Source organism: Achromobacter anxifer, assembly GCF_903652925.1.
GTDB lineage: Bacteria > Pseudomonadota > Gammaproteobacteria > Burkholderiales > Burkholderiaceae_B > Achromobacter > Achromobacter anxifer.
The window spans coordinates 338,647-355,331 of the sequence record NZ_CAHLAR010000003.1 but is presented as its reverse complement, the minus strand read 5'-3'; the positions used below and the strand labels follow the sequence as shown (position 1 = coordinate 355,331).

Annotated in this window: 10 protein-coding genes; 7 read left to right on the top strand and 3 right to left on the bottom strand. The window is 68.3% G+C overall.

Annotated features, from left to right (window positions below; translation table 11 throughout):
- The first annotated feature begins 2 nt into the window (after positions 1-2).
- The 3 genes from HWY37_RS10870 to HWY37_RS10860 are packed head-to-tail and all read left to right on the top strand — an operon-like array spanning position 3 to position 5,272.
- Positions 3-3,107, top strand: a complete 3,105-nt coding sequence (locus tag HWY37_RS10870; protein WP_175207949.1) for a MexW/MexI family multidrug efflux RND transporter permease subunit — start codon at positions 3-5, stop codon at positions 3,105-3,107.
- A 15-nt stretch (positions 3,108-3,122) separates the two neighbouring features.
- Positions 3,123-4,565, top strand: a complete 1,443-nt coding sequence (locus tag HWY37_RS10865; protein WP_054065469.1) for an efflux transporter outer membrane subunit — start codon at positions 3,123-3,125, stop codon at positions 4,563-4,565.
- A 53-nt stretch (positions 4,566-4,618) separates the two neighbouring features.
- Positions 4,619-5,272 (top strand): helix-turn-helix transcriptional regulator, encoded by a 654-nt coding sequence (locus tag HWY37_RS10860; protein ID WP_054065468.1) that lies wholly within the window; start codon positions 4,619-4,621, stop codon positions 5,270-5,272.
- Between the two features lie 72 nt (positions 5,273-5,344).
- Here HWY37_RS10860 and oprZ read toward each other — a convergent pair whose 3' ends face one another.
- Genes oprZ through HWY37_RS10845 form a run of 3 tightly spaced genes read right to left on the bottom strand, consistent with a single transcriptional unit; the run spans position 5,345 to position 11,094 of the window.
- On the bottom strand, positions 5,345-6,742 hold the full coding sequence (gene oprZ / locus HWY37_RS10855) for a multidrug efflux RND transporter outer membrane subunit OprZ (RefSeq protein WP_175207950.1): 1,398 nt from the start codon (positions 6,740-6,742) through the stop codon (positions 5,345-5,347).
- Complete coding sequence (locus HWY37_RS10850; protein ID WP_175207951.1) at positions 6,739-9,876, bottom strand: multidrug efflux RND transporter permease subunit; 3,138 nt, start codon at positions 9,874-9,876, stop codon at positions 6,739-6,741. Before HWY37_RS10850 ends, oprZ begins: the two co-directional genes overlap by 4 nt.
- Before the next feature lie 6 nt (positions 9,877-9,882).
- Entirely contained in the window at positions 9,883-11,094 is a 1,212-nt protein-coding gene (locus HWY37_RS10845; protein WP_054065465.1) for a MexX/AxyX family multidrug efflux RND transporter periplasmic adaptor subunit, read from the bottom strand.
- Between the two features lie 224 nt (positions 11,095-11,318).
- Between HWY37_RS10845 and axyZ the strand changes: the two genes are divergently transcribed.
- From axyZ to HWY37_RS10825, 4 genes are all read left to right on the top strand, one after another.
- A complete protein-coding gene (gene axyZ / locus HWY37_RS10840) occupies positions 11,319-11,957 on the top strand; it encodes a multidrug efflux transcriptional repressor AxyZ (protein ID WP_176088611.1) in 639 nt (212 codons plus the stop codon).
- 109 nt (positions 11,958-12,066) lie between these two features.
- The gene (locus HWY37_RS10835; protein ID WP_176088610.1) at positions 12,067-12,963 is read left to right on the top strand and encodes a LysR family transcriptional regulator; all 897 of its coding nucleotides are present in this window, start codon (positions 12,067-12,069) and stop codon (positions 12,961-12,963) included.
- A 212-nt stretch (positions 12,964-13,175) separates the two neighbouring features.
- Positions 13,176-14,666 (top strand): ABC transporter substrate-binding protein, encoded by a 1,491-nt coding sequence (locus HWY37_RS10830; RefSeq protein ID WP_176088609.1) that lies wholly within the window; start codon positions 13,176-13,178, stop codon positions 14,664-14,666.
- A gap of 151 nt (positions 14,667-14,817) precedes the next feature.
- Positions 14,818-16,617: a gamma-glutamyltransferase family protein gene (locus tag HWY37_RS10825; RefSeq protein WP_176088608.1), complete on the top strand. Its 1,800-nt coding sequence runs from the start codon at positions 14,818-14,820 to the stop codon at positions 16,615-16,617.
- Positions 16,618-16,685: the final 68 nt, after the last annotated feature.

The window sequence follows — 16,685 nt, the reverse complement described above, 5'->3', positions numbered from 1 at the left end:
ACATGAAATTCACCGATCTCTTCGTGCGCCGGCCGGTGCTGGCCCTGGTGGTCAGCACCCTGATCCTGCTGCTGGGCATCAAGGCCCTGAGCGGCCTGCCGGTGCGGCAGTATCCGCTGACCGAAAGCACCACCATCACCATCACCACCCAGTACCCGGGCGCGTCGCCCGACCTGATGCAAGGCTTCGTCACGCAACCCATCGCGCAGTCCGTGGCCACGGTGGAAGGCATCGACTACCTGTCGTCCTCGTCCACCCAGGGCCGCAGCGTGATCACGGTGCGGATGAAGCTGAACGCCGATTCCAACAAGGCCATGACCGAGGTGATGGCCAAGGTCAACGAGGTCAAGTACCGCCTGCCGCGCGACGTCTACGACCCGGTGCTGGTCAAGTCCGCCGGCGAGGCGACCGCGGTGGCCTATGTCGGCTTTTCCAGCAGCACCTTGTCGCTCGCGTCGCTGACCGACTACCTGTCGCGCGTGGTGCAGCCGCAGCTGTCGTCCATCGACGGCGTGGCCAGCGTGGAACTGTACGGCGGACAGAAGCTGGCCATGCGGGTGTGGCTGGACCCGAACCGGATGGCGGCGCGCGGCATCTCCGCCGGCGAGCTGGCCGACGCCTTGCGCGACAATAACGTGCAGGCGGCGCCGGGGCAGGCCAAGGGCCTGTACGTGGTGTCCAACATCCAGGTCAACACTGACCTGGTCAACGTGGCGGAATTCCGCGACATGGTCGTCAAGCGCGACGGCGACGCCATCGTGCGGCTGGGCGACGTGGCCACGGTGGAACTGGGCGCGGCTTCCACCGATTCCAGCGGCCTGATGGACGGCGAGCCCGCGGTGTACTTCGGGCTGAACGCCACGCCGGTGGGCAATCCGCTGGTCATCGTCAAGCGCCTGAACGAGCTGCTGCCCAACATCAAGCAGAACCTGCCGCCGGGCACTAGCGTGCAGGTGCCGTTCGAGCTGGCGCGCTTCATCAGCGCCTCCATCGACGGCGTGGTGCATACGCTGATCGAAGCCATCGTCATCGTGGTGGCGGTGATCTTCCTGTGCCTGGGGTCGTTGCGCGCCGTGCTCATTCCGGTGCTGACCATACCGCTGTCCATGCTGGGCGGCGCGGCCATCATGGCCTTGTTCGGCTTCAGCGTGAACCTGCTGACCCTGCTGGCCATGGTGCTGGCCATCGGCCTGGTGGTGGACGACGCCATCGTCGTGGTGGAAAACGTGCACCGGCACATCGAAGAGGGCAAATCGCCCGTGCGCGCGGCCCTCATCGGCGCGCGCGAGGTGGCGGGACCGGTGATCGCCATGACGATCACGCTGGCGGCCGTCTATGCGCCCATCGGCCTGATGGGCGGGCTTACCGGTTCGCTGTTCAAGGAATTCGCCTTCACCCTGGCCGGGGCGGTGGTCGTGTCCGGCGTCATCGCGCTGACCCTGTCGCCGGTGATGAGTTCCTTCCTGCTGAACAGCCGCGTCTCCGAAGGCTGGATGGCGCGCCGCGCCGAGCATTTCTTCGGACGTCTGGGCGATGCCTATGGCCGCTTGCTGGATGTTTCGCTGCATCACCGCTGGGTCACCGGCCTGCTCGCCGTGGCGGTGCTGGCCAGCGTGCCGTTCCTGTACAACGCCGCGCAGCGCGAACTGGCGCCGGTGGAAGACCAGTCCACCGTGCTGACCGCGATCAAGTCGCCGCAGCACGCCAATATCGACTATGTGGAGAAGTTCGGCCGCAAGTGGGACGACGTGATGAAGACCCTGCCCGAGCAGCAGGGGCGCTGGCTGATCAACGGCTCCGACGGCGTGTCCAACAGCATCGGCGGCGTGGACTTCGTGCCCTGGGAAAAGCGCCAGCGTTCGGCCGACCAGATCCAGGCCGACATGCAATCCATGGTGAACCAGGTCGAAGGCAGCAACATCTTCGCCTTCCAGCTGCCGTCCCTGCCGGGTTCCACCGGCGGGCTGCCGGTGCAGATGGTCATCATGAGCGCGTCGGACTACCCCGTGGTCTACGAGGCCATGGAAGGCTTGAAGAAGGCGGCGCGCGAAAGCGGGCTGTTCATGGTGGTCGACAGCGACCTGGACTACAACAACCCGGTGGTGCAGCTGAAGGTGGACCGCGCCAAGGCCAACAGCCTGGGCGTCACCATGAAGGCCATCGGCGACACCCTGGCGGTGCTGGTGGGCGAAAACTACGTCAACCGCTTCGGCATGGACGGGCGCTCCTATGACGTGATTCCGCAAAGCCTGCGCCAACAGCGCATCTCGCCCGAATCGCTGGCGCGCTACTACGTCAAGAGCGCCAGCGGCGAGCAGGTGCCTCTGTCGAACATCGTGACGGTGTCCATGGGCGTGGAGCCGAACAAGCTGACCCAGTTCAACCAGCTCAACGCCGCCACCTTCCAGGCCATCCCCATGCCGGGCGTCACCATGGGCGACGCGGTGCAGTTTCTGACCAAACAGGCCAGGTTCCTGCCCGCCGGCTTCAGCTACGACTGGCAGTCCGATGCGCGCCAGTACAGCCAGGAAGGCTCGGCGCTGATGATCACCTTCATCTTCGCCATCATCGTGATCTACCTGGTGCTGGCCGCGCAGTACGAGAGCCTGCGCGATCCCTTCATCATCCTGGTGAGCGTGCCCATGTCGATCTGCGGCGCGCTGATCCCGCTGGCGCTGGGCATGGCGACCGTCAACATCTATACCCAGATCGGGCTGGTGACGCTGATCGGCCTGATCAGCAAGCACGGCATCCTGATGGTGGAGTTCGCCAACGAGATGCAGGTCAGCCACGGGCTGGACCGGCGCGCCGCGATGGAGCAGGCCGCCCGCATCCGCCTGCGCCCCATCCTGATGACGACCGCCGCCATGGTCATGGGCCTGATCCCGTTGCTGTTCGCCAGCGGCGCGGGCGCGCACAGCCGCTACAGCCTGGGCCTCGTCATTGTGGTGGGGCTGCTGGTCGGCACGCTGTTCACGCTGTTCGTGCTGCCCACCGTCTACACCGTGTTCGCCCGCGACCACCGCGCGGCGCACGACACGCCACGCGCCAAGGAGTTGGCGCTGGCCCAGGCAGAGGACGCCGCCGTGCCGGGCGCCGCCGCCTAGCCGAAGGAAACGATCATGAAGAATTCCCAACTATCCCAACGTCTGCGCCGCGGCGCCGTGGTACTGCTGGCGGCGCTGGCCGCCGCGGGCTGCGCCGTCGGCCCCGACTACCACAAGCCCCAATCCGCGCCGGTGACGCTGGCCAGCCCCGAGCAGGCCCGCTTCTCCGCCGACCGGCTGCAGCGCGACTGGTGGAAGCAATTGCAGGACCCGCAGCTGGACCGCCTGATCGAACTGGCGCTGGCCCGCAATCTGGACATACGCATCGCGCAGGCGCGGCTGGCCGAATCGCGCGCGGCGCTGGACGAGAAGCAGCTGGACCAGCTGCCGGCGGTCACTTTGGGCGGAGGCTATGAGCGCAGTCTGTCCCAGGCCAACGCCGGCGCCGGCCAGCGCAACCTGGCGCAGAGCTACCGGGCGGGCTTCGACGCCACCTGGGAGCTGGACCTGTTCGGCCGGCTGCGCCGGGCGGCGGAAGGCGCGGCCGCGCGCAGCGAAGCGCAGGCCGCCGACCTGGCCCAGACCCGCATCGTGGTGGCCGCAGAAGTGGCGCGCAACTATTTCGAACTGCGCGGCGCGGAGCAGCGCCTGGCGGTGGCGCGCGCCAACCTGGACAGCCAGCGCGACAGCCTGCGCGTGATCCAGGCCATGGTGACGGCCGGCCGCGGTGACGAGGGCGATCTGGCCAGCGCGCGCGCCGAGCTGGAGACCGTGCAGGCCAGCGTGCCGGTGCAGATCGCCGCCCGGCGGCTGGCGCAGTACCGGATCGCGGTGCTGGCGGGCCTGCGGCCGGTGGAGCTGGGCGAACTGGACGGGGACAGGGTGCTGCCGCCGCTGGACACCCGTCTGCCGATCGGCGACGTGAGCGCCTTGCTGTCGCGCCGCCCCGACGTGCTGGCGGCCGAACGCAACATGGCCGCCGCCAACGCCGACGTGGGGGTGGCGACCGCCGAGCTGTACCCGCGCATAGACCTGGGCGGCTTCCTGGGCTTCGTCGCCTTGCGCGGCGCGGATTTCGGTTCGTCGGCCAGCCGCGCCTTCAGCGTCGCGGCCAATGCCAATTGGCCCGCCTTCCACCTGCCGACGGCACTGGCGCGCAAGCGCGGCGCGGTGGCGCGCTCCGATGGCGCCGTCGCCAGCTACGAGCAGACCGTGCTGCGCGCGGTCGAGGAGCTGGAGTCGGCGCTGACGGAATACGGTCAGACGCAGCAGCGGTTGGGCAGCCTGGCGCAGGCCGCCGTGCATAGCGGCAGGGCGGCGGAGCTGGCGCAGCTGCGCTACCGCGAAGGCAGCGCGCCGTATTTGACGGTGCTGGACGCGCAGCGTACGCTTTTGCGCGCCCAGGACGCCGTGGCCGTCGCCGAGACCGAGTCCTATACCCGCCTGATCGCGCTGTACAAGGCGCTGGGCGGCGGCTGGGAAGCGCCCGAGGCGGCGCCGCAAGCGGCCGCCGGCTGACCGCCAGGCGCGGTTCGTGGCACCATAGGCACCTATCCGGAGACCCCACATCCATGTCCGACAGCCCGTCCCATCCCGTCGCCTGGCAGCATCAACCGGCGGACCGCGTGCTCATGACCCTGAAGACGCGCGGCCCGCAATCGGTCGCGGTCATCGCCAAGGCCATGGACGTGACGGCCGAGGCCGTGCGCCAGCAGATGGCCCGCCTGCATGCCGAGGGATTGGTAGATTCGGAAAGCCAGAGCGCGGGCCGGGGCCGGCCTACGCAGATCTGGTTCCTGACGGAAGCGGGGCATGGGCGCTTTCCGGACACGCATGCCGAAATGACGGTGCAGATGATAGGCGCCATCCGCCAGGTGTTCGGCGAGGATGGCGTCGAAAAGCTGATCCAGGCGCGCGAGACGGCCATGCTGAACGGCTACCGCCAGGCCATGCAAGGCGCCCGCAGCCTCAAGGAAAGGCTGGAGCGGCTGGTGGAAGTGCGGTCCGCGGAAGGCTACATGGCCGAGCTGCGCAAGGACGGCAAGGACTATCTCTTCATCGAGAACCATTGCCCGATCTGCTCCGCGGCCAAAGCCTGTATGGGCTTTTGCCGCAGCGAGCTGGAACTCTTCCACAAGGTGCTGGGCGACGAGGTCCAGGTGCGGCGCGAAGAGCATATCCTTGCGGGCGCGCGCCGCTGCGCCTATCGCATCGAGAAAAGCTGACGGCGGGATGGGGCCGCGTCGAAAGGCCGGAACAGGAATTCCGGCCTGCGGCGCGCGTAGCCCGCCAGCGCATCAACCGGAAATGCCCGGCGGGTCCGCCTGTTCCCAGCCTCCCAAGGCCTTGTACAACTCCACCGCATTGACCAGCCGGCGCTGTTGCAGCCGGATGAACTCCTGCTCGGATTCGAACAGGCTGCGCTGCGCTTCCAGCATTTCCAGGTAGCTGGCCACGCCGCGTTCGTAGCGTCTTTCGGTCAGGCGCTGGCGGTCGCGGTCGGCGTCGCGGACCTTGCGCTGGGCGTCGATCTGGGCGCGCAGCGTGTCGCGCGCGGACAGGGCGTCGGCCACTTCGCGGAAGGCTTGCTGGATGCTGCCTTCGTACTGCGCCACCGCGATGTCCTTGCGCGTTTCGGCCAGCGACAGGTTGGCGCTGTTGCGCCCGGCGTTGAAGATGGGCAGCGTCAGCTTGGGCACGAAGCTCCAGGTGCCCGTGCCTGAACCGAACAGGTCCGAGAAGCTGCCGGCGGTGGTGCCGATGTCCGTCGTCAGCTGCACCGACGGAAAGAACGCCGCGCGCGCCGCGCCGATGTCGGCGTTGGCGGCGCGCAGCGTGTCTTCGGCTTGGCGCAGGTCCGGGCGCCGGACCAGCAGCGTGGACGGCAGGCCGGCCGCCAGCGGCGTCAGGCTTTGGCTTTCCAGCGTGACGGCGTCGGCGTCGGGCGGCAGGGAAAAGTCGCCCGCCAGCAGGCCCAGCGTATGCACGGCCTGGCGGTACTCGCGGCTCAGCTCGGCGTGCGTGGCGCGCGACGACTCCACCAGCATCTGCGCGGTGCGCAGTCCCACGGCCGTTTCCAATCCAGCGTCATAGCGGCGCTGCGTGAGTTTGAGCGAGGCCTCGCGCACCGCCAGGGTGCTCTCGGTCAGGCGCAACTGCTCGGCCAGCGAGCGCTGGTTGAAATAGGCCGTCGCCGTTTCCGAGACCAGCGACAGCGTGGCGGCGCGGTGCGCCTCCTCGCTGGCCAGGTAGCGCGACAAGGCGGCGTCGCTCAGGCTTTTCACGCGGCCGAAGAAATCCAGCTCGAACGCGGAAATGCCGACGGCGGCGCGGTAGCGGTCCGCCACGGGCATGCGCGGCTGGCCGGGTTCGGCGCCGCGGCCGCGGCTGTACTCGCCCACGCCGTCGATGGACGGCAGGCGGTCGGCCTGTTGCACGCCATAGAGCGCGCGCGCTTCCTGGATGCGGAGCGCCGCCACCCGCAGGTTGCGGTTGTTCTTCAGCGCGGCTTCGATCCAGGCTTGCAGCGCCGGGTCGTTGAAGTAGCCGCGCCAATCCTGCGGCATGGCCGCCAGGCCTTCGGCGGCAGGCGTGTCATAGGCCTGCGGGACCGGCGCGGCCGGGCGTTCGTACTTGGGGGCCAGCGAGCAGCCGGCCAGGGCCAGCGCAAGCAGGGTCATTGCCATAGCCTTCATGGCGAGGTCTCCAGCGTTTCGCGGCCTTGCGGACGCGAGGGGCGGACGCGCGTGCCCAGCACGCGGCCCACGATGAGAAAGAACAGCGGCACCAGGAAGATGGCCAGCACCGTCGCGGTGATGATGCCGCCCAGCACGCCCGTGCCGATCGCGGCCTGGGCGCCCGAGGCCGCGCCGGTGGCCAGCGCCAGGGGCAGCACGCCCACGCCGAAGGCCAGCGAGGTCATCACGATGGGGCGCAGCCGCAGCCTTGCCGCCTCCAGGGTGGCGGACACGATGCCCTGGCCGTCGCGCACCAGGTCCTTGGCCACTTCCACGATCAGGATCGCGTTCTTGGCCGACAGCCCGATGGTGGCGATGAGGCCGACCTTGAAGTAGATGTCGTTGGGCATGCCGCGCAACGTCACCCCCAGCACCGCGCCGATCACGCCCAGCGGCACCACCAGGATCACCGCCAGCGGGATGGACCAGCTTTCATACAGCGCGGCCAGCGCCAGGAACACCACCAGCACCGACAGCGCGAACAGCACGGGCGCCTGGTTGCCGGACAGCCGTTCCTCGTAGGACTGGCCCGACCAGTCGAAGCCGATGCCGCGCGGCAGGTCGGCCGCCAGGGCTTCCATGGCGCGCATGGCTTCGCCGCTGCTGTGACCCGGCGCCGCCGAGCCGTTGATCGTGAACGAAGGGAAGCCGTTGTAGCGGTTGAGCTGCGGCGGCCCCATCGACCACGTCAGGGTGGCGAAGGCGGACAGCGGCACCATCTGGCCCTGCAGGTTGCGCACGTGCAGGCGCGACACGTCGTCCACCTTGACGCGGCTCTTGCCGTCGGCCTGCACGGTCACGCGCCGCACCTGGCCGTTGAGCATGAAGTCGCCGATGTAGTCCGATCCATACATCACCGCCAGCGCCGTGTTGATCTCGTCGATCGTCACGCCCATGGCCTGGGCCTTGTCGCGGTCGACGAACAGCTGCAGCTGGGGGGCGTCTTCCTGGCCGGCGAAGACGACCTCGGTGAGCGCGGGATGCTTGGCCGCCGCCGCCAGCAGCTGCTGGCGGGCCTGGGTCAGGGCCTCGTAGCCCAGGCCGCCGCGGTCCTGCAGGCGGAAGTCGAAGCCGGAGGTGGAGCCCAGGTCGGGCAGCGGCGGCGAGTTCAGCGCGTGCACCATGACGTTCTTGCGGTCGGCGAAGGCGGCGTTGATGCGTTCGACCACCGCATTCACGTGCAGGTCGGCGGCGCCGCGCTGCTTCCAGTCCTTCAGCGTGACGAAGAACATGGCCGAGTTCGGTCCGCTGCCGTAGTTGCTGAAGCCGTTGACCGAATAAACGTATGCGACGGGCTCGTGCTCCATCATGTAGCGCTCGACCTCCTTCACCATCGCCATGGTCTCGGCCTGCGGCGAGCCCTGGGGCAGGATGACCATGGCCATGAAGCTGCCCTGGTCCTCGTCCGGCAGGAAGGAGGAGGGCAGGCGCGCGAACAGCAGCGCCACCGCGGCGATCACCGCCAGGTAGGCCAGGCCGAAGCGCACTGGCCGCGCCAGCACGCCCGAGACCCGCGCCGTATAGCGCGTGGTCAGGCGCGCGAAGGCCCGGTTGAACCAGCCGAAGAAGCCGCGCTTCTCGTGGTGGCCCGCGGCGATGGGCTTGAGCATGCTGGCGCACAGCGCCGGCGTCAGCGACAGCGCCAGGAAGGCCGAGAACGCGATCGACACGGCCAGCGTCACCGCGAACTGGCGGTAGATGTTGCCCACCGCGCCGTCGAAGAAGGCCATGGGCACGAACACCGACACCAGCACCACCGTGATGCCCACGATGGCGCCGCTGATCTGGCCCATGGCCTTCACCGTGGCCTCGCGCGGCGGCAGGCCTTCCTCGGCCATGATGCGCTCGACGTTCTCCACCACGACGATGGCGTCGTCCACCAGGATGCCGATGGCCAGCACCATGCCGAACATCGTCAGCACGTTGATGGAATAGCCCAGGCCCAGCATCACGCCCAGCGTGCCCAGCAGGGCCACGGGCACGACCAGCGTCGGAATGAGCGTGGCGCGGAAGTTCTGCATGAACAGGTACATCACGCAGAACACCAGGGCCACGGCTTCCAGCAGCGTCATCAGCACCTTCTTGATGGAGATCTCCACGAAGGTGGAGGTCTCGTACGGAATGTCCCAGGTCACCCCCGGCGGGAAGTACTGGGCCAGCTCCTGCATCGTGGCGCGGATGCGCTTGGTGGTTTCCACCGCGTTCGACCCGGGCGCCAGCTTGATGCCCAGGCCGGTGCCGGTCATGCCGTTGACGCGCGACAGGTACATATAGTCGGTGCCGCCCAGCTCGACCCGGGCCACGTCCTTCAGGCGCAGCGTGGCGCCGTCCGGCTGCGCGCGCAGCGGGATGTTGCCGAACTGCTCGGGCGTGCGCAGGGATTCGCCGGCGACGATGCTGGCGTTCAGCGGGGCGTCCTTGGGCACGGCCTGGTTGCCGAGTTCGCCGATGGTGACCCGCGCGTTATGGCTGCGCAGGGCCGTGACGATGTCGCCCGGGGTCAGGGACATGGCCGTCAGCTTGGCCGGATCGGGCCAGATGCGCATGGCGGCTTCGGCGCCGAAGGATTGCACCTTGCCCACGCCTTCCACGCGGCGCAGGGCCTGCAGCACGTTGGAGGCGGCCAGCTCGCCCAGCTGGATGTCGTCCAGGCTGCCGTCCGATTTCAGCGACACCACCAGCTGGATGTTGTCGGCCGCCTTCTCCACGCGCACGCCGTCGCGACGCACCGATTCGGGCAGGCGCGGCTCCACCGCCTTCAGGCGGTTCTGCACTTCCACGGCCGCCAGGTCCGGATTGGTGCCTTGCTTGAAGGTCAGGTTGATGCTGGCCCAGCCCGTCGAATCGCTGCTGGACGAGGTGTACATCAGCCCCGGGGCGCCGTTCATCTCGCGTTCGATGATGGCGGTGACGGCCTCTTCGACCACCTTGGCCGAGGCGCCGGGATAGCTGGCGCCGACGTTGACCACCGGCGGAGCGATGTCGGGATACTGAGCCACCGGCAACGCGCGGATCGACAGGATGCCGACCAGCACGATCAGTAGCGAGATCACCCAGGCGAAGACCGGGCGATCGATAAAAAAACGCGCCATTGCGGTTTATCCTTTTTTGCCCTCGGCGGCCGTCCTTGCCTGGACGCCGGCCTCGGGATTTTCTGCGGCGGCGGCCTGCGCGCTGGGCGCGGCCCGTTCCACCGGTTTGATTTTCTGGCCCGCGGCCAGGTGCGCGGCGTTCTCGACGACGATGCGCTCGCCGCCCGCCAGTCCCTGCGTGACGATCCAGTTGGCGCCCTGCAGCCGATGCGCCGTGACGGCGATCTTCTTCAGTTCGCCGTCCGGCCCGGCGGCCAGCACGTGCGCGCCTTCGGCGTTGCGCAGCAGGGCGTTGCGCGGAACCAGGTAGGTGTCGCGATTGATCGCCTGCTCCAGCCGCACCCGCACGTACATGCCCGGCAGCAGGTCGCGGCCCGGGTTCTCGAACAGCGCCCGCATGGTGACGTTGTCCGTGCCCGGATCGACCGCCAGGTCGGCAAACGACAGCGTGCCGCCGCGCGCGTACTCGGAACCGTCAGGCAGCAGCAGCCGCACCCGAACCTGGTCCGGCGCCACGCTTTCCAGGGCGCCGGCGCGGATCTGCTTCTGCAGCTGCATCACCTCGGCGGCGGGCTGCGCGAAGTTCACGTAGATGGGATCGATCTGCTGCACCACCGTCAGCGGCGTGGCCTGGCCTTCGCCGACCAGCGCGCCTTCCGTCACCAGCGCGCGCCGCGCCCGCCCGTCGATGGGCGAGGTGACGCGGGCGTAGTCCAGCTTCAGCTTGGCGCTTTGCAGGTTGGCGCGGGCCAGGGCGACCTCGGCCCGGGCCTGGCGTTCCTGTGCCACGCTTTCGGCGTGGTCGCGTTCGCTGATGGCGCGGTCCGACACCAGGTCCGCGTAGCGGCGCAGCTTGTCGGCGGCGGCGGACAGGTTCGCCTGCGCCCGCGCCAGGTTGGCGGCTTCGGAATCGTAGGCGGCCTGCAAGGGGGCGGGATCGATCTGGAACAGGGCGGCGCCGCGCGCCACGTCCTGGCCTTCCTCGTACAGGCGCGCGGTGACGATGCCCGCCACGCGGGCGCGCACCTCGGCCTCGCGATAGGGTTCCAGCCGGCCCGGCAGTTCGGTGGCGACGCTGGTGGGCGTGGCCGCCGCGACGATGACGCCGACCTCGGCGGGTTCCTGGGCGGCTTGCTGGGCTTCCGGCTTCGAGCAACCAGTAATAAGAACTACTACGGATAAAAGGGCGAGCGTGCGTAGAGAGACTCTTTGCTTCATTTTTAAAATTGTCGTGGTGTGGCCGCAGGGGGCCGTGGTGGGGAAAGGCGCCGACTTTCCCGGTGGGGAAGCGAGTCTATCATTTAATCCGTCATGCTTGATTAATTAGTTTGTTCGAAAGTATGCTTCGCGCTTCACACTTGTTAACAGTGTGGAAAAGGCGGCTTCTCGGTTGTGGAGCCGCCGTTTTTTTGCCACCGACATTTTTGGAAGGAGACCCCAGCATGGCCCGCAAGACGAAGGAAGAATCCCAACGCACCCGTGACCGCATCCTCGATGCGGCCGAACACGTATTCCTGTCCAAAGGGGTGGCCGGCACCACCATGAGCGACATCGCCGACCACGCGGGCGTGTCCCGGGGCGCCGTCTACGGCCATTACAAGAACAAGATCGACGTCTGTATCGCCATGTGCGACCGCGCGCTGGGCGAGGCGGCGACGCTGACCCAGGTGTCGACCGACGGCGAGGTGCTGGAATCGCTCTACGCCTCCATGCGGCAGTACATACAGATCTACGCGCAGGAAGGATCGGTGCAGCGCGTGCTGGAAATCCTGTACCTGAAGTGCGAGCACAGCGACGAGAACGCGCCGCTATTGCGCCGGCGCGACCTGTGGGAACGCCACGCCCTGCGCACGTCGGAGAAGCTGCTGCGCGCCGCGGTCAGGCGCGAAGACCTGCCGCGCGCGCTGGACGTGCGCCTGTCCAATGTCTATCTGCACTCCCTGGTCGACGGCATCTTCGGCAGCATCTGCTGGTCCGACCGTCTCAAGGGCGATATGTGGCCGCGCGTCGAGCGCATGCTCCGCGCCGCCATCGATACCCTCCGGCTTTCCGCGCACCTGTTGACGCCGCAAGCCGCCTGATTCAGCGGGGCTTCCGGTCCCGGAGCCTGAGCATGGGGCCGCCGGGCGCCCCTAAGCCGGGCGCCCCTACGCCGGGCGCCCCTATGCCGGGCGCCCCTACAATCCACGCATGACCCTCAAGCAACTTGAAGCCTTCTACTGGGCCGCCACCTGCGCAAGCTTTGCCGTGGCCGCCGAGCGCCTGCACCTGTCGGTGTCGTCGCTGTCCAAGCGCATCGCCGAGCTGGAGGAGGGCCTGGGCCTCTCTCTCTTTGACCGCAGCGGCCACAAGGCGGTGCTGACCGACGCCGGCCAGCGCCTGCTGCCGCAGGCGCGCGACCTGCTGGCCTCGGCCGAGCAGATCCGGGCCTCGCTGGCGCAAAGCACGGGGCTGAGCGGCCGCTGCCGTTTCGGCGTGGGCGAATTGACCGCGCTGACCTGGCTGCCACGCCTGATCCGCGGCGTGCGCGCCGCCTATCCCGACCTGGTGCTGGAGCCCTATGTCGACATCGGCCAGGTGCTGGAGCAGCGCGTGGCCGATGGCGAACTCGATTTCGCCGTGATCGCGGGCCGATCCTCGCGCCCCAACATCGCTTCCACGGCCATCGGCCAGGCCGAGTTCTCCTGGGCCGCCGCGCCAGCCGTGCTGGACGGCGCCACGCGCATGACGCCGGCCTTGCTGGAACGCCTGCCGCTGGTCACGCTGCCGGCGGGGGCCGGCACCACGCGCATCATCGACGACTGGCTGGCCGGCCGCGAGGCAGGCGGCGAACGTCTCTGCTGCAATAACTGGGGGGCGGTGGTCGGCCTGCTGATCGAAGGCACCGGGGTCGGCCTGCTGCCCAGCCATTGGGCCGGCGCGCTGCAGGCCGAGGGCAGCCTGCGCGTGCTGGACGGGGACCGGCCCCTGGCGGCCTTGCCCTATGCCTTCCAGTACCGGCGCGACGACGCCAGGCCCCTGGTGAGCAAGCTGCGCGCCGAGGTCCAGGCCGCGGCGGACTTCGCGGCGCCTTGCCGCATTCCCTGAAAACGCGTCCGCAAGGCGGCCGGCCGGCGGCCGTTTAGGCCCGAGACAGCCGCGCCTCTATACAATCGCGCCGCGCCTGGCGCAGAATCCAACAAGAACGTGCGCAGCGGGGGATGGACCCGGCGATGCAGCACGGCTCGGGTCTGTTCCCTCATGCCAGGCGGCGCGTCCGCGCGGGGAACCAGGCCGACCTGAACCGACGGAGATCTTTCATGCGTAAACTTTGCCTCGCCATGGCCATGGCGGGAATGCTGGCCAGCGGACTGGCGCAAGCCCAGTCCACCCTGCGTATCGGCCTGCAGGACGACCCCGATGTGCTGGACCCGGTGCGCGCGCGCACGTTCGTGGGCCGCATCGTCTTTGCCTCGCTGTGCGACAAGCTGGTCGAGATCACGCCGGATCTGAAGATCGTGCCGCAGCTGGCGCAGTCCTGGACCATCAGTCCGGACAACAAGGTCCTGACGTTCAAGTTGCGCACCGACGCCGTGTTCCATGACGGCACGCCGGTGGACGCCGCCGCCGTCAAGGCCAACCTCGACCGCGCCCGCACGCTGCCCGACAGCAACCGCAAGAGCGAGTTGGCCACCGTCGCCAGCGTCGAGGCGCCCGATGCCCACACCGTGGTGCTGAACCTGTCCGAGCCCGACGCCTCGCTGTTGTCGCAACTGTCGGATCGCGCCGGGATGATGATGTCGCCCGCCGCGTTCGACAAGGATCCGGGCGGCAAGCCGGTGTGCTCCGGCCCCTACCAGTTCAAGGAGCGGGTGCAGAACGACCGCATCGTGCTGGAGAAGTTTCCCAAATACTGGGATGCGGCCAACTATCACTTCGACCGCCTGGTCTACACCCCGATTCCCGACAACACCGTGCGCCTGAACAATCTGCGCGCGGGCGACCTGGACATCATCGAGCGCGTCGCGCCCAGCGACGCCAAGGCCGTGAAGGACGACAAGAACCTGAACCTGGCGCCGGTGACGGGCCTGGGCTTCCAGGCCATTTCGGTGAACCTGGCCAACGGCGCGCGCGCCAACAACCCCCTGGCCAAGGACAAGCGCGTGCGCCAGGCGCTGGACCTCGCGATCGACCGCGACGTGCTCAATCAGGTGATCGGCGAAGGCATGTTCCAGCCCGCCTACCAGCCGTTCCCGCCGGCCAGCTTCGCCTACAACACCGCTTTCGAGCACAAGGGCCGCGATCCCAAGAAGGCGCAGGCCCTGCTGAAGGAAGCGGGCTATGACCGCGTCAAGTTCGAGATCACCTTCGGCAACAACACCACCATGCAGCAGGTGTTCGAGCTGGTGCAGGCCATGGGCGCCGAAGCGGGCTTCGACATCACCCTGCGTCCGGTGGAGTTCGCGTCCCTGCAATCCTCGCTGGCGCGCGGCGACTTCGAAGTGGGGCAGAGCGGCTGGTCGGGCCGCGTCGATCCCAGCGGCAACATCCACCAGTACCTGAGCTGCAAGGGCAACCTGAACGACGGCAAGTTCTGCGACCCCGCCGTGGACAAGCTGCTCAACGACGCCCGCGCCGAATCGGATAACGCCAAGCGCCGCGTCATGTATGACCAGGTGTTGGCTGCGATGCAGGACCAGCGTCCCATCGTCTACCTGTTCTACCTGCCGTGGACCTTCGGCGTGCAGAAGAAGATCGAGGGCTTTGTGCCGTATCCCGACGGCTTGATTCGTCTGAAAAATGTGAGGTAGAACCATGGCTATGACATCAAGCGTGCCGAATGCGCAAGCGAGCGACAGTGCCAACGTAGCGCGGTACAGCGGGGACGCCACGGATCCGGCTTTGCCGGTCCGTAGGCGTCGCCCCCTTGAGGGGGCCCGCGCAGCGGGTAGGGGGTAAGCCATGTTTACGACTCGCCCGGAAATTCTTGGCACCTTCGGTGTCGTGACGTCCACACATTGGCTGGCCAGCGCCGCCGGCATGTCGCTGCTGGAGCGCGGCGGCAACGCCTTTGACGCCTGCGTGGCTTCGGCCTTCGTGCTGCAGGTGGTCGAACCCCATCTGGTCGGCCCGGCCGGCGAAGTGCCCGCGGTGTTCTACTCCGCGCGCACCGGCCGCGTCGAGGTGCTGTGCGGACAGGGCACCACGCCCGCGGCCGCCACGCTCGAACGCTATCGCGCCGAAGGCCTGAAGCTCATCCCCGGCAACGGCTTGCTGGCCACCGTCATCCCCGGCGCCTTCGACGCCTGGATGCTGCTGCTGCGCGACCACGGCAGCATGCGCGTGCGCGACGTGCTGGAGCCCGCCATCTATTACGCCGAGCACGGCCATGCGCTGATGCCGCGCATCTCTAATACCATCGCCGGCCTGAAGGATTTCTTCCAGACGCATTGGCCGACGACCGCCGAGGTCTATGTGCCCGGCGGCAAGGTGCCCGAGGCCCGCAAGCTGTTCCGCAATCCGGCGCTGGCCCGCACCTGGACCCGCGTGTTGCAGCAGGCCGAAAGCGCCGGCGCGGACCGTGAGCGCCAGATCGAGGCGGCGCGCGACGCCTTCTACCGCGGCTTCATCGCCGAGGAAATCGACAAATTTGCGCGCAACACCGATGTCATGGACGAGAGCGGTTCCACTCACCGCGGCGTCATCACCGCCGACGACCTGGCGGGCTGGTCGGCCAGCTACGACAAGCCGGTCACGTACGACTACCACGGCTATACGGTGGCCAAGGCCGGCTCCTGGAGCCAGGGCCCGGTGTTCCTGCAAACCCTGGCGCTGCTCAAGGACATGGACCTGGCGGGCGTGAGCCCGACCAGCGCCGAGTTCGTGCACCGCGTGACCGAAGCCATGAAGCTGGCCTTCGCCGACCGCGAAGCCTATTACGGCGATCCGGCTTTCGTCGACGTGCCGCTGGAGCACCTTCTGTCCGACGTCTATAACGCCGAGCGCCGCGCGTTGATCGGCGAATCGGCCTCGCAGGACCTGTTGCCCGGCCAGGTGCCCGGTTTCGAGGCGCAGGTGAAGCGCGTCATGGACACGCTGGAACGCCTGTCCAAGGTGTCCGCGCCTGGCAGCGCCACCAACGAGCCCACGCTGGCCGACATGCGCGCTTCCGCCAAGCGCGGCGACACCACCCACGTGGACGTCATCGACCGCTGGGGCAACATGATTTCGGCCACGCCCTCGGGCGGCTGGTTCCAGTCCTCGCCGGTGATCCCGGAGCTGGGCTTCGGGCTCAACACGCGCGCGCAGATGTTCTGGCTGGAAGAAGGGCTGCCCGGCACGCTGGCGCCCGGCAAGCGTCCGCGCACCACGCTGACGCCTTCGCTGGCGCTGCGCGACGGCAAGCCCTATCTGGCGTTCGGCACGCCGGGCGGCGACCAGCAGGAGCAATGGCAATTGCTGTTCTTCCTGCGCCACGTGCACCACGGCCTGAACCTGCAGGAAGCGATCGACCTGCCCATGTCCCACACCATGCATTTCCCCACGTCCTTCTATCCGCGGGACCGCAAGCCGGGACATCTGGCGCTGGAGGCGAGCTTCGGCCGCGAGGTCATCGAGGCGCTGCGCCAGCGCGGGCACCAGATCGAGGAAGTGCCTGAATGGTCGGTGGGCCGCCTGACCGCGGCGTCGCGCGACGCCGACGGCCTGCTGCACGCGGCGGCCACGCCGCGCCTGATGCAGGCCTACGCCATCGGCCGCTGAACGGTCGCGGCGGGCGCCTGCGCGCGCCCGCCGCCGGCCTTGTTGCGGCGCTTTGCCGCCATGGGGTA

Bases quoted from the DNA above. Each gene is read 5' to 3' on its own strand.
- HWY37_RS10870 (WP_175207949.1), top strand. From the start codon at position 3: ATGAAATTCACCGATCTCTTCGTGCGCCGGCCGGTGCTGGCCCTGGTG.
- HWY37_RS10865 (WP_054065469.1), top strand. From the start codon at position 3,123: ATGAAGAATTCCCAACTATCCCAACGTCTGCGCCGCGGCGCCGTGGTA.
- HWY37_RS10860 (WP_054065468.1), top strand. From the start codon at position 4,619: ATGTCCGACAGCCCGTCCCATCCCGTCGCCTGGCAGCATCAACCGGCG.
- oprZ (WP_175207950.1), bottom strand. From the start codon at position 6,742: ATGAAGGCTATGGCAATGACCCTGCTTGCGCTGGCCCTGGCCGGCTGC.
- HWY37_RS10850 (WP_175207951.1), bottom strand. From the start codon at position 9,876: ATGGCGCGTTTTTTTATCGATCGCCCGGTCTTCGCCTGGGTGATCTCG.
- HWY37_RS10845 (WP_054065465.1), bottom strand. From the start codon at position 11,094: ATGAAGCAAAGAGTCTCTCTACGCACGCTCGCCCTTTTATCCGTAGTA.
- axyZ (WP_176088611.1), top strand. From the start codon at position 11,319: ATGGCCCGCAAGACGAAGGAAGAATCCCAACGCACCCGTGACCGCATC.
- HWY37_RS10835 (WP_176088610.1), top strand. From the start codon at position 12,067: ATGACCCTCAAGCAACTTGAAGCCTTCTACTGGGCCGCCACCTGCGCA.
- HWY37_RS10830 (WP_176088609.1), top strand. From the start codon at position 13,176: ATGCGTAAACTTTGCCTCGCCATGGCCATGGCGGGAATGCTGGCCAGC.
- HWY37_RS10825 (WP_176088608.1), top strand. From the start codon at position 14,818: ATGTTTACGACTCGCCCGGAAATTCTTGGCACCTTCGGTGTCGTGACG.